Source organism: Pseudonocardia sulfidoxydans NBRC 16205, assembly GCF_007989085.1.
GTDB lineage: Bacteria > Actinomycetota > Actinomycetes > Mycobacteriales > Pseudonocardiaceae > Pseudonocardia > Pseudonocardia sulfidoxydans.
In genome coordinates this window covers 23,704-37,153 of record NZ_BJVJ01000060.1, presented here as the reverse complement: position 1 = coordinate 37,153, position 13,450 = coordinate 23,704, and the positions used below count along the sequence as shown (strand labels likewise).

At 67.3% G+C, this 13,450-nt stretch carries 11 protein-coding genes; 1 reads left to right on the top strand and 10 read right to left on the bottom strand.

Translation table 11 applies throughout. The features are described 5' to 3' along the window. Positions 1-127 precede the first annotated feature (127 nt). The 10 genes from PSU4_RS33100 to PSU4_RS23110 form a co-directional block, all read right to left on the bottom strand. Entirely contained in the window at positions 128-706 is a 579-nt protein-coding gene (locus tag PSU4_RS33100; RefSeq protein ID WP_147112327.1) for an IclR family transcriptional regulator, read from the bottom strand. Between the two features lie 504 nt (positions 707-1,210). Next, positions 1,211-2,326 (bottom strand): GNAT family N-acetyltransferase, encoded by a 1,116-nt coding sequence (locus PSU4_RS23150; protein WP_147112324.1) that lies wholly within the window; start codon positions 2,324-2,326, stop codon positions 1,211-1,213. Between the two features lie 79 nt (positions 2,327-2,405). After that, positions 2,406-3,125, bottom strand: coding sequence for an alpha/beta fold hydrolase (locus tag PSU4_RS23145; RefSeq protein ID WP_147112320.1), 720 nt, complete (start codon positions 3,123-3,125; stop codon positions 2,406-2,408). Between the two features lie 151 nt (positions 3,126-3,276). Beyond that, the gene (locus tag PSU4_RS23140; protein ID WP_147112317.1) at positions 3,277-4,227 is read right to left on the bottom strand and encodes an alpha/beta hydrolase; all 951 of its coding nucleotides are present in this window, start codon (positions 4,225-4,227) and stop codon (positions 3,277-3,279) included. A gap of 32 nt (positions 4,228-4,259) precedes the next feature. Continuing rightward, positions 4,260-4,598 carry a cupin domain-containing protein gene (locus PSU4_RS23135; protein WP_246115291.1) on the bottom strand — a complete coding sequence of 113 codons (339 nt, stop codon included), beginning with the start codon at positions 4,596-4,598 and terminating at the stop codon, positions 4,260-4,262. A 225-nt stretch (positions 4,599-4,823) separates the two neighbouring features. Continuing rightward, on the bottom strand, positions 4,824-5,567 hold the full coding sequence (locus PSU4_RS23130) for an SDR family oxidoreductase (RefSeq protein WP_147112311.1): 744 nt from the start codon (positions 5,565-5,567) through the stop codon (positions 4,824-4,826). A gap of 457 nt (positions 5,568-6,024) precedes the next feature. Next, complete coding sequence (locus PSU4_RS23125) at positions 6,025-7,080, bottom strand: ROK family glucokinase (RefSeq protein ID WP_147112308.1); 1,056 nt, start codon at positions 7,078-7,080, stop codon at positions 6,025-6,027. Then, complete coding sequence (locus PSU4_RS23120; RefSeq protein WP_147112306.1) at positions 7,077-8,510, bottom strand: sugar porter family MFS transporter; 1,434 nt, start codon at positions 8,508-8,510, stop codon at positions 7,077-7,079. Before PSU4_RS23120 ends, PSU4_RS23125 begins: the two co-directional genes overlap by 4 nt. Further along, the gene (locus tag PSU4_RS23115; RefSeq protein ID WP_222596370.1) at positions 8,507-10,180 is read right to left on the bottom strand and encodes a peroxidase family protein; all 1,674 of its coding nucleotides are present in this window, start codon (positions 10,178-10,180) and stop codon (positions 8,507-8,509) included. The genes PSU4_RS23120 and PSU4_RS23115 overlap by 4 nt, the downstream gene beginning before the upstream one ends. Then, positions 10,177-11,121, bottom strand: coding sequence for an alpha/beta fold hydrolase (locus PSU4_RS23110; RefSeq protein WP_246115290.1), 945 nt, complete (start codon positions 11,119-11,121; stop codon positions 10,177-10,179). The genes PSU4_RS23115 and PSU4_RS23110 overlap by 4 nt, the downstream gene beginning before the upstream one ends. A 544-nt stretch (positions 11,122-11,665) precedes the next feature. Between PSU4_RS23110 and PSU4_RS23105 the strand changes: the two genes are divergently transcribed. Then, positions 11,666-13,396: an L-aspartate oxidase gene (locus PSU4_RS23105; protein WP_147112300.1), complete on the top strand. Its 1,731-nt coding sequence runs from the start codon at positions 11,666-11,668 to the stop codon at positions 13,394-13,396. Positions 13,397-13,450 lie beyond the last annotated feature (54 nt).

Genomic DNA, 13,450 nt, shown 5'->3' with positions numbered 1-13,450 from the left:
CGGACTCTCGCGCACCGGCACCGGCGCCGATTCGGGGAAGTAGTCATCTGGGCGAACGCGCTGGGGGCGGGCGTGAGTTACCTCGGCGACGGCACGACGTTCCCGGGCGTCAGTCCAAAATGCGCAATCAGCCAGTGGAGAGACTCCGGGCCGCCTTCACCAGGGCCTGGACCCTGACATCACCGGAGTGATCCGGGATGCGGCTCAGCGTTCCAATCAAGGCGAGTGTGGCAGCCAGCGAGCCGTCGGGACCATAGATCGGTGCGGCGACACACCTGAGGCCGTCTGCCGACGCGTCACTGAAAGCAATCCGTGTCCGCCGCACGTCCTCACACCGATCAAGCAACCTTGCCCGTTCCGACTCTGACAGTCCAAGGGTGGCCCGTGCGACGCTCCGCTCATTCGCAAGGTGTGCAAGAAAGATTTGCCCCTGTGCCGTATTGATCGGCAAGGTCGATCCAACGGCAATCGAGATTCGAATGAATCGACTTTGCTCGTCGTGCACGCGCGCAACAAGTGGGCCGCTGCCGCTCCAAACGGACAACGTCGACGTCTCATGAACTTGTTCGGACAGTATTTGCATCACGGGATCTGCCCGACCGATCAGTGGTGCTCGATCGAGCGCGAGCAGACCGACTCGGGACGCCAGCGGACCCAAGCTGTATCCCTGGCCCTGGGTGTGGACAAGGAGGCCATGCTTTGCCATGGCGCTGAGATAGCGGTAGACCGTCGAGCGTTGAGTCCAAGCTCGCTGGTCGCCGATGCCAGGTCTATACGGGTGCGGTTGGTGCTGAACATGTTCAGCACGCTGGTTGCCCGTGCTAGGACTTGGAGGTCGCGGCCGTCGACCCGACCGTCGTGCACGGTGCGTGCGGATGCACTCACACGTGGACGAACCCGCTCCGAAGGCGTCGCTGCCTTCTCGCTCGTCATGTTCCTGCACCTCTTTGACGCTCACTCGGTCTCTGCCTGCAGCGCACTGCTACGACCCTTGGCAAATCTGCGGACCGCTCGCCTGCGATTTTAGCAAGAACCGTGCAGCAGCGACGGCACCTCACCGGCAGTGGACCCGAATGCGGCTCGGCCGGAGCAAATGCAGCAGAAACGGCCCGACAGCATCTTCCCTTCCGGTTCGCAGCCGATTTCCTCACGGCCACGCGGACGGCCGGCCCGTCAGAGCGCTCCTTCATCGTGTTCGGGGCTACAGTCCTCACCTCAGCGCAACTTCTCCCGAGCTTGTGCTCAGCGACGGGCGTACGGACCGCATCCAGGCAGGCAGACCCAGATCGCCGCGTCGGAGGCGATACACCTCGAGCTGCGCGCCGCCGTACTTCTCGGTCTGCCCGACCCAGTCCATGCCAACCCGGTTCGCCGTGGCCGCGCCTTGCCGATTCTCTGCACGGAGCACGGCGAAAATCTCGTCCGTGCCGACGGCGAATGCATAGTGCGCGATGGCGCGGCACGCCTCAGCCGCATACCCGCGCCCCCGCGCCACAGGCGCGATGCGGCAGTCGACGTGGACATCGAGGTCGGCCGTTGGCAAGTGAAGTAGCGATGCGGCACCGATCACCGCGGCGCTCTCTTGTGACACCACAGCCCACCGCCCACGCCCGGGGTCATTGTTCGCGCCGTCCGTGATCCAGCGATCAAGCAGTGTTCGTGCTGCCTCGCCGTCATCGATCGGGGTACCGCCGCTGTGCAGTTCAGGGACCTGCCCTTCGCTGAACAACGCGAACAGCGCCGCGACGTCGGTGACCTCCCAGGGTCTGACAAGCAGCCGATCGGTCAGGATTCGCCTATCGGGAACGGACGGATACCGTTCGTCCACCGCACTGCGCGTCACAGGCGTAGCCCGGTCAGGTCTGACGAGAGCGTCAGCCGGTGCGACGTCGAGACCCTTGCGGAGGATGAACGCTCCTGGCGGGCACTGGTCCCCGGTAACGATCACCGCAAAGCAGTTCTTCAACTGGGCCTGGAATTCAGAGGGCGCAACGTCGGTCACTGGGCACGGGAATCCCACCGCAGCGTTGACCGCGGCTTGGACCGCGATCCGGTGTTCTGCGCCTGGATGTTGGTCGCGATACCGGATTTGGCGGACCGGCTCGGTGATGAACGTGGTGTCGAGCTGGATGGCCGAGAGAACCGCGTGCACAACCTGCGCAACAGTGAAGTCGGTCAACTGGGCGACCGAGCCGTGCAGGTTAGCGCAGGCTGTGTACCTGGCGAAGAATGACGAGTCGACGACGGCGACGTCGTCGCCGTGCGCCATCGCCCACAACAGGAACAGGACGTCGGACCGGAGACGGGGGTCAGGGACCTTGATCATGTGCCTTCTGTCCAGAATGCAGGGCCGTCGGGGGACGGTCGAACGACCGGCCAGGAGTGGTCGTCGACCGTCCCTCGGCTCACCGGCTCGAGGCGAGTGCGTCGAGGATCGTGGCGGTCACCTGGTCCGGAGCCCCGACGCTGATGGCGTGCGAAGCGCCAGCCACCTCACGGATGCCCTTCGCCTGTGCCCGCTCTGCCATGAACCGGATCGCCTCGGCGGGGATATTGCGGTCCTGCTCACCGAACACGAACCAGGACGGCAGCCGCCTCCACGCAGGCGTGTCCGTCGGCAATCCCTCGACCAGGGCGGCCTCGGTCACAGGCCGCTGTGTCGCCGCCATCAGGGCAGCCGCTGCCTCCGAGCCATCGGCTACGAACTGCTGATGGAACAGGTCCGGTCGGATGCGGAACTCGTTCCCTCCGGTCGACACCGGAGATACTGTGAGCGCGGCGCCGAGCGTGCTGCCAGGAAACTTCGCCGACAGCTCGAAGGCGCTCTCGCCATGATCCGGAGCGAAGGCGGCCACGTAGACCAAGCCGACCACCGCGTCGTTGTCCGCCGCGGCCTCGGTGATCACCATGCCTCCGTAGGAGTGGCCGACCAGCACAACCGGGGCTCCGATGCCGGTGATGACGTCCCGCAGATAGGTGGCGTCGCCGGTGACGCTGCGGAGAGGGTTGGCGACCGCGACGACATCGACGGACTGAGCGCGAAGTTGTGAGATGACCGGGTTCCAGCTGGCGGATTCGGCGAACGCGCCGTGGACCAGGAGAACGGTGGGGTTCGATGCAGACATGTATTGATCCCTAATGGTGTGGGTGGGGGCCGGGCGCGATGGAGCTGTCGGGGGTCGACGGCCAGCCACGGCCGCCCTGTGACGCTTGGCTGCGAGAGAGGCGCGCCACAGACGCCGTCGACCGGGCGAGCTGGTGTCCTAGGCCGGCGCGTCAGCCGCTGCCGAGCGCCTCGCGAAGGACGGCAATGGCCTGATCGGTGGCTGCACGGGCGGCGCGACTCTCCCGCACGGGGTTGAGCATCATGAAGTCGTGCAGCGTGCCGTTGTAGCGGACACTTGTGGTCGGAACGCCGGCCTGGGCGAGGCGGCGGGCGTAGGCCTCACCCTCGTCGCGCAGGACGTCGTTCTCGTCGACCACGACGAATGCGGGCGGGAGGCCGGACAGCTCCTCCAAGCCTGCGCGCAGCGGTGAGACGGTGCTTTCTGCCCGCTGGACGGGGTCGGTTGTGTAGGCGTCCCAAAACCAGGCCATGCTCTTGGCCGTCAAGTAAGGGCCGTCAGCGAACTCCCGGTAGCTCGCTGTGTTTTGTGCGGCGTCGGTGACCGGGTAGTAAAGCGACTGGTGCACGAACGTGACGTCGCCGCGGCGCTTGGCCAGCAGGGTCAACGCCGCAGTCATGTTCCCCCCGACCGAATCACCGGCGACGGCCAGTCGCGATGCATCGAGGCCTTCCGAGGCGCCGTTCGCGATGATCCACCGGGCCGCGGCGTAACCCTGTTCGATGGCGACGGGGTAGCGAGCCTCCGGCGAGCGGTCGTACTCGACGAAGACCACTGCAGCGGTGGCGCCGACGGCGAGCTCTCGCACGAGACGGTCGTGGGTGCCTGCATTGCCGAGGATCCAGCCTCCGCCGTGCATGTAGAGGACGACCGGGAGGGCGCCCGGACGGCCGGCCGGCCTGACAATGCGAATCCGCACCTCGCCGCTCGGAGCAGGGAGCGTGCACCACTTCTCGTCGACCTCCAGCTTGTCGATCGGGAGGGCCTGGATGTCGTCGAGAACCTTTCGAGCTTCTTCGATGTCGAGCTCGTACAGATACGGCGGCTTCGACGTGGCATCGGCGATCTTCTGTGCTGCGTCGTCGAGGACGTGATCGTTCATTGAGCGGTCATCCTTTCCGAGAGTCTTGCGTGTCAGCAGCGTGGAGCACGGCGCGACCGCCGCTGTTCCAGTTCTTCGGCGGTCACGGGGACGAGCATCGGCTGGTTCGGAACGCCGAACATGGTGACGACGAACCGGGTCGTGGCGTCGTCGAGATTGTTGCCGTCCTGGTAGTGGATGACCTCGCAGCCGGGTTCCCAGAACGTTTCGCCGGCGCGCACGATCCGTTGGGGCTCGCCTTCGAGCTCGAAGCGCAACTCACCTTCGATCACGTAGCCGAAGGCGGGGCCTGTGTGCCGGTGAGGTGGACTACCGGTACTCCCCGGGGGCAACGTGACATGGATCGTCATCGCCTCGGACGGATCAGGCATCGGCGGGGTGTGCACCGAGCCCACGAGCGCGATCTGCGGTGGTGGTGTTGTCGGGCCCGAATCCTCAGGACTGTGCCGCTCAATTGCCATTGTTGGCCCTACTGGTTTTCCGATTGGTGTCAAGGTGTGGTGACGGAGGCGTCCGTCGTCGTCTGCTACGGCGAGGTATGGGGCCGGACGGCTGCTGCGCGTGGGCTGAAGCCGCCCGACCCCGGAGATCCCGGGCTACTGCTGCGCAAGCCACTTATCGAAAGTGACCTCTCCCAGCTGGGCATCGGAGCCGGGGAGGAGCGTCCGTTCGCTGATCCGCACCCCGAAATAGGGGGCGTAGTCGTCGGTGACGACCTCGCGCCGATCGCCCTTGGCTGCGAGTCCCTTGCGGATCAGCTCGTCGAGCCCGAACTGCTCTGGGCCGCCGATTTCTCGGATCCCGTTCACTGGCTCCCCGGCTGCGGTCCGGCCGACCCCCGCGGCGACGTCGTCGGCGGCCATGGGCTGGATCAGAGCCGACGGCAGGCGGACCTTGCCCTCAACGGTGCTGAAACCCACGATCGTCTTGACGAACTCGAAGAACTGCGTGGCATGGACGATCGAGTAGGGGCGACCCGATTCGCGGATCAGCCGCTCCTGTGCAGCTTTCGCACGAAAGTATCCGGAGTCCTGGAGCCGGTCCGTACCGACCACCGAGAGCGCTACGTGGTGCCCGACCCCCGCCTTCGCAGAGCACTTGAGCAGGTTCGTGGTGGCGGTCGTGAAGAACTCCATCGCCTGCTCGTCGGCGAAGGACGGGGAGTTCGACACGTCGACGACGACGTTGGCCCCGTCGAGCACCTCGGGGAGCCCCTCCCCGGTGAGAGTGTTCACCCCGGTGTTCGGTGCTGCGGCCACGGCCTCGTGGCCGTGCTCGCCCAGCCTGGTGACCACCTTCGAGCCGATCAGGCCCGTTCCACCGATCACTACGACCTTCACAATGTGTCCTTTCCTTCGACGTGACCGGCTGCCGAATTCGTCGGCAGCGTCACGAACGAGGACCACGTAGCCCGCGAATCCGTGACGTCGACGTCGATCCGCGCATCACGCGCAGCTGCTGCCTCATCCGTGCTGTGAGACGGAGCCGCATCGCACCCGGAAAAGGGTGGTGCCGGGGCGGCGCAACGGCTCCGGCCCCGGCCCCGACCCCCGGCCAGAGCGGACCTCGCACTGGCAGCAGCGGTGGATTGGAGCCGACGTCATCGCTTCGTGTCCTCGCGACCGCGTGTTGGGATGCCGCGTTAGCCAGGGCTCCACGTCAGAGGCTTTGCACGACGGGCCTCGGCACGTGGGGTCCAGGAGCAGAGGCACCGGGCCGGTGGCAACCAGGGGCGGGCTCGCCTTGGCGAGCTCCGGTGAGCTGGGGGCGCCGTGGTCAGGTCATCGAGGCTTCTGTCTACGGGCTCGAGGACGAGTCAGATACCCGGGCATACGGTTCAGCCTCGATGTCAGCGATCGCAGCCAAGTCGGCTACTCCGACCAACCCCGCGTCTGCCCCCAGTTCAGCTAGCTCGACCCGGGCAAGCGGCCGTAGGCCACGCCCGGTCACGTTCTGGTGGTAGGCGGTCACGGCCGGCTCGAGCAGAAGCTTGCCTGCGCGGGTTACACCACCTGAGAGGACGAACAGCGCGGGGTCGAGCACCGCAGCAAGCTGCGCGATACCCCGACCGAGCCAGCTGCCAACCTCCTCGAACGCACGAAGCGAGGTGGGGTCGCCCTCGAGCGCGGCGGCGGTCACGGTTGTCCCGTCAATGGCGTCGACTCGGCCGCCGGCACGGGTGATCAGGCCGGCGGCGGACGTCGGTGCAGCGGTGGCGATGCTCCGCGCGTGCCGGGCCAACGCGCGGCCGCTGGCGTACTGCTCGAGACAGCCACGCAGCCCGCAGGGGCAGGCGCGGCCGTTTGGGACCATCACGATGTGGCCGACCTCGGCTGCGGCGCCGAAGTGACCGCGTATGACGACATCGTTGGCCACGATGCCGCCACCTACACCGGTGCCGACGGTCAGCGCAACCAGATGGTCGTGGCCGCGGCCGGCGCCGAATCGGGCCTCCCCCCATGCGGCCGCGTTGGCGTCGTTCTCCACGACCACGGGAAGGCCGGTGCGCTGTTCGAGTTCCTCACGCAGGGGTGCGTTGCGCCAGGACAGGTTCGGGGCGAATCGGATCGTGGAGCGGTCGGCGTCGACGAATCCTGCCGCAGCAACGCCGATCGCTACTGCGTTGTAGCCGGCTCGCAACTCCTCGACCATCCCGACGATCGTTTCTCGAATCTGTGCTGCGTCCTCACGCGGCGTAGGCCGCCGGAGCCCGGCCAGGATGGCGCCGGATCGGTCCACGACCCCGGCTGTGATCTTGGTGCCGCCGGCGTCGACGCCGATCGTGACCGGCTGGTCCGTGGCCGAAGAAGTCGAATCGCTGTCGCCGCCTACCCCTCTCAGCACGGCAGTCATCGCTCGCCCGCCGATCCAAGGGCGGTCGCGCCGCCGATCTCCTCGAGTTCCCGGCCCTTGGTTTCATCCACCACGCGCACCACGAACAGCCCAGAGAGCAACGCGAAGAGTGCGTAGATGCCGTAGGCGAACACGAGACCCGCCGCGGCGAGAACCGGGAATGTGGAGGACACGATGAAGTTCGCGATCCACTGAGCTGCGGCGGCCACTGACAAGGCGGCCGCGCGGATGTGGCTCGGGAAAATCTCGCCGAGGAGCACCCACACCACTGGGCCCCACGAGACGCCGAAGAACACGACGAACAGGTTGGCGGCGACCAGCGCAACGGTGCCGTAGGCGCCCGGCAGGGAGAGGTCGCTACCCGATCCAGACGCCTGCGAGAAGCAAACTGCCATGGTCGCGAGGCTGAGCGTCATCCCCACCGACCCTCCGATCAGCAAGGGTTTACGGCCGACCTTGTCGATCGCCGCGATCGCCGCGATCGTGACCACGATGTTGGTCACCGAGGTGATCACGGTGATGGTGAAGGAGTCGGACTCGGAGAAGCCGACCGACCGCCACAAGCTGGTCGAGTAGTAGAAGATGACGTTGATGCCAACGAACTGCTGGAACACCGAGAGCAGAATCCCGACCCAGACGATCGGCAGCAGCCCCGCACGGCGGCCACGGAGATCGGCCAGCCGTGGACGTGTCGTTCCGCCGAGTGCGGCGGCGATGTCGGTGATCTTGGTCTGGACCACGCCCGGGGTCCCAGCGTCGAGCCGGCGCAGCACGCCCGCAGCTTCCTCGAGACGCCCGCGGGCCACCAGGAAGCGTGGCGACTCCGGGAGTCCCCAGGCCAGCAGCGCGTAGATCACCGCCGGGATCAGACCGATCAGGAACATCCAGCGCCACGCGCCCAGACCCCACCACAGCGTGTTGGCGGCTCCTCCCGCCCAGTCCGCTACAACTGCGTCGGACAGCAATGCGAGGAAGATGCCGCTGACGATCGCGAGCTGTTGCAGGGACCCGAGCCGTCCCCGGATGGCCGCGGGGGAGATCTCCGCGATGTATGCGGGGGCGATGACCGAAGCCACCCCTACCCCTACGCCGGCAAGGACGCGCCAGCCCATCAGGTCCCATACAGTCACTGCCAGCCCTGAGCCGAGCGAGCTGGTGCCGAACAGCGCTGCGGCCAGCAGCATCACCCGCACCCGTCCGATGCGATCGGCGACGGGCCCGGCGAACCAGGCACCGATCGCGGAGCCGAGCAACGCACAGGCGACTGCGAAGCCCGACAGCGCTGAGCCGAGCTCGAAGTGGTCGGTCAGGGCATCTACAGCCCCGTTGATCACTGCTGTGTCGAATCCGAAGAGGAAACCGCCGACGGCGGCGGCGGCCGCAACAGCGGTTGCCCGTCTGGTGCCTGCGTGCGAGTCGAGTGTGGTCATCGGTGCCTCTCGGTGTCGAGTTCTACGTGATCAGGTGATTCGCTTCCACGCGGTGGCGACGGCGCATGTGGCCGGAGCGTGAGCAGGTCAGCGAGGCCGAAGCAGGAGGTTGCGGCTGGAAGCGTGGGCACCCAGTCGGGCTGCAGGCTCAGGAAACTGGTGGGATCCGCGCGCAGCAGCCCGATGAGTACCTCGGTGACAATTCGTCCACCGACGGGGCCGAGACCGTCGCCGCCGGTGCGGGCCTGTGCTTCCTTGAGGATGTAGAACCACAGGGGTGTGCCGCGCGGCCAGTCGTGCCCCAGCTCGACCTTGGTCAGCGGGGCCGCACCGAGCAGGTCAGCAACGGCTTCACCGCTCGGCAGTTCGGTGCTTGCCCCGCGAAGCAGGTCACGAACTGCCAGCGATCGAAATGCGGCGTTCTCGTTGGCTCCGGTGAGCTGCGGGGGCAGCTCGAGGAGGCTCGGGGCGAGGCGCCCGTCGACTTGTTTGGAACGCTGGGCGAGAGCTCGCCCGGGCAGATCGAACAGCAGCCCGAGGTCGATTCGTTCGTCGTCAGGGCGCGGCCCGAAGCCGACCAGGTCGGGAAACAACGGATACGTGGGCCCACCCTCGGTGAGCTGGTAGCTGTGGCGAATCTGGGCGTGTCCGTATCGGAAGGCAGCATCGGCGAACTCCAGCGGTATAAAAGCCTGCAGAGGCTGGGGCGCGTACCAACGGCCACCCTCCGCAAGGACTCTCCGCACCAGTTCATCGCCGACGAGCCGCGGCAAGAAGTCATGCACGACGATCCACTGGTAGTGCCAGGTCAAGGTGACGCGTGCGTGGTCGAACACGTCCGGCTCAGGCGCTCCGTTCACCCGCAACAGATCAACGATCGTGTTGTGAGCCTGCAGCAGCGCGATGTGCAGCGCCAACGCGATGGCATGCGAGTCGTTGCGGGGGTCCCCGATCAACGCCACGCCCTGCTGGTTGCGCGGCACATCACCACCGGTTAGGCCGAGGAGGAACTTCGCGGGGTCGGCGAGGTCAAAGAGAAAGGGCGCGCCGACCGGGCCGTCGGCGTAGATCATCTCCAGGTCCAACGCTGGGCCGCGGGCGTTGCGGAGGGCCTCGAGTTCGGTGTCGCCGTTGATGGGCGACCGGTCTGCGGTGATGTCGTGGGCGATCAGTTGGCCGAAGAAGGGCCACCCTGCCGCCTCCCGGGCGTCATCGCCGTCAACACTCTGTGTGTCCAGGAACGCCGCGGCGTCACAGATCCCACCCTTACCACCCGCGCGCACCAGCAGCCGCGGGTCGGCGTCCTGACGGCGGAGGTCCGGGAACATCCGTCCGTAGCGTGCCCCGCCGATGGGGCGGTCCACCGCGCGGACTAGGTGCAGGCAGCGATCCTGGGCGGCGGGGCAGGGGCGGTGCGGTGGGGTGCTCGCGCTTCCGCTCCGTCGTAGCTCGTGCTGGCAGCGGTCGGTTGCGACGGCCTGGACCGCGCCGAGGAGGTTGCGAAGACCCACCTCCTCGCGCTCGGCGTCAGCCGGGTCGAAGAGCCACTCTTGAATCGGGGCCAGGGGCGTCTGGCCTGGTGGCCGGCTCGCTTCCGTGCGGGAAAGCTCTGCACGGACAGCGTGCTCGAGGTTTGCGAGGAAGGCGTCGCCGCTGGTCGGGTGGGTCACGTCTTCTCCAGAAGGTGTGCACGAGCCACATCTTGGACCGCGTCGATGAACGCCTGCGGGGCCTCTTGCGGCAGGTTGTGGCCCGCGTCGGGGACCCGCCGGTGTGAGCGGGAGCCCACGAAGTGCTTCGCCGCGGGGTTGCCGTCGGTGGCTGGAAAGTTGCCGTCGCTCATGCCGTCGAGGGTGACCGCAGGGACGGTGATCGCAGGTTGCGATGCCAATCTTCGCTCGAGATCCGCGTAGGTCGGCGCCCCGGGCGCGTAGCCGAGGCGGTGGCGATAGGAGTGGATGACCACGTCCACGTAGTCGGGGTTGGCGAACGCCTCAGCGGTGCGAGCGAGAGTGGCGGGGTCGAACTTCCATGCAGGGGAGTTGCGGCGCCAGATCACCTCCGCGACACCACGAGGGTCCGCCGCGAGTCCCGCCCGTCCCCGTTCGGTGAGGAAGTAGTAGAAGTACCAGAACCCGGATTCCAGGTACGGGGAGATCGGTGTCATGGCGGTACCGATGTCCTGAATCAGATAGCTGTTCACCGACACGAGCCCGGCGCAGCGCTCGGGCCAGAGCGCGGCGACGACACAGGCGGCACGTGCACCCCAGTCGTAGCCCGCCAGGACTGCGCGGGGCATGTCGAGTGCATCGAGCAACGCGACGACATCGGCGCCCAGGGCGGCCTGCTGACCGCTGCGGGGCGTGGCCGCTTCGATGAACCGGGTCGGTCCGTGGCCGCGAAGATAGGGGACAACGACTCGAAATCCGTAATCGGCGAGCGCCGGGGCGACGTCGACGTAGCTGTGGACGTCGTAGGGGTAACCGTGCAGCAGCATCACCGCCGCACCCTGGGGTGGCCCTGTCGCGTGATAGGCCACATCGAGCACCCCCGCGCGAACGCGCCGGAGCGGCCCGAGCTTGTCGTCCGGGCCGGAATCAAACACGGTCACAGGGCTCCTCCCTCCGGGGGCTGCAACACGCAACCAGGCTGGAAAATGGGACAGGCCAAGAGAGGAATCCGTGACACAGCGGTCGCAGTGAGACGACATGTCACGATCGAGCGGGCTGAGCGGTCCTGGTTTGTGAAGAGTGTCCGGTCGAGTCGCGAGAGAAGAGCGGGAGCACCGGGTTTCAGACGGCTCCTCGGAGTACGCGTCAAGCAGAGTGCGGCTGGTCCCACCCGCCACCGGAGCTCTTCGTCCCCCTCACCCCGGCGGGCAACGGGCCACTCCGTCCTCGTCAGCACTGGCACGGGAGGCCCGCGGCGGCACTGCGCGAGGCGGACCGGCCATGGCCGAAAGCCAGCTCGCAGAAGGTTGTCACGTTCTGGCCTGCTGCCCTGTCCCTACTTGAAGGGGCCGGCCGAGCAACGCAGGCGACCGCAAGACGCTGGGACATCGGCACCGGCCCCGCTGGCAACCCCATCGCGGCAGGAGACGACATGGTCATCAGGGACAGGCTCGACCGAGTCGGGGCCCCGGGCGGGCAGAACAGATGAGCGCGGGAGAGCAGCGGATTGCGACCTCGGTGCTCGTGATTGGGGGCGGAGGTTCCGGCCTGCGCGCCGCCATCCAACTCGCTGAGGACGGCACCGACGTGCTGCTGGTCGGGAAACGCCCCATCGCGGACGCGCACACCACCCTGGCTGCGGGCGGCATCAACGCCGCACTCGGCACGATGGACCCCGCCGACTCCTGGCAACAGCACGCTGCGGACACGATCAAGGAAAGCTACTTCCTCGCCGATCCGCAGACCGTCCGCATCGTGACCGAAGGAGCTGCAGGCGCACTAGCGGACCTCCAACGATGGGGTATGCCGTTCGCCCGTGAGGCCGACGGCCGGATCTCGCAGCGGTTCTTCGGCGCCCATACCTTTCGCCGTACCGCCTTCGCGGGCGACTACACGGGGCTCGAGATTCAACGCACGCTCGTGCGGCGCGCCCGGGAGCTCGCCATCCCGATCATGGACACGATGTACGTCACCCGGATACTGACCCACGACGGGATGGTCTTCGGCGCGTACGGCTTCGACATCAGCGCCGGAACGCGGTACCTCGTCCATGCCGACGCCGTCATCCTGGCAACCGGCGGACACACGCGGATCTGGCGGCGGACCTCCTCGCGCCGTGACGAGAACGCCGGCGACTCGTTCCGACTGGCCCTCGGAGCCGGGGCCCGCATCCGCGATCCTGAGCTCGTCCAGTTCCATCCGTCCGGCCTGATCGAACCCGAGAACGCGGCCGGAACACTCGTGTCCGAAGCCGCGCGCGGCGAGGGCGGCGTCCTTCGCAACCGGCTCGGCGAGCGATTCATGGAACGCTACGACGCCGCCCGGATGGAGCTCTCCACCCGGGACCGAGTCGCCCTCGCTGCCTACACCGAGATCAAGGAAGGGCGGGGCACCCCGGGGGGCGGGGTATGGCTCGACGTCTCCCATCTGCCTCGCGAGACGATCATGGAGCGCCTCCCGCGCGTCTACCAGACGCTGATGGAGCTGCAGATGCTCGACATCACGACCACGCCGATCGAAATTGCGCCCACTGCGCACTACTCGATGGGCGGGGTGTGGGTTCGTCCGGAAGACCACGGCACCGGAATCCCCGGTCTTTTCGCCATCGGCGAGGCGGCAAGCGGACTGCACGGAGCCAACCGGCTCGGCGGCAATTCGCTGATCGAGCTGCTCGTGTACGGCAGGATCGTCGGCGAGGCCACGGCCGAGTACTCGGCCGGCCTGGCTGCCCAGCCCCGGGACGCGCGTGCGGTCATCGAAGCCCGTGACGAGGTGGACCAGTTGCTCGCCGCAGACGGCCCCGAGAACGTCCGCTCGCTCCAGCGAGCGATCCGCAACACGATGACCGAGCACGCCGGAGTGGTCCGAGACGAGGCCGGCGTGCGGGCAGGCCTCGCGAAGCTGAACGACATCGAGTCGGCCCAGACGCAGATCGGTGTCCACCCTGATCTCGCAGGCTTCCAGGACCTCGCGCATGCCTTCGACCTGCGGGCGTCGCTGATCGCGGCCCGGGCGACGATGGAGGCGGCACTCGAACGTCGCGAAACCCGAGGGTGTCACAACCGCGCGGATTTCCCCGCGCAGGACGACTCGCTGCAGCTCAACCTGGTGTGGTCCGGGCCAGGGCGGTTGGAGCGCGAACCGGTGGCGCAGACTCCGGTCGAGATCGCCCGGCTCATCCGAGAAGTCTCGACCGCCGGCAAACTGGTCGAGTGACCGAGTCGCACGGCTGGAGGCGTCAGCGGAGCGTGCCACCGGCAGCCGACATGC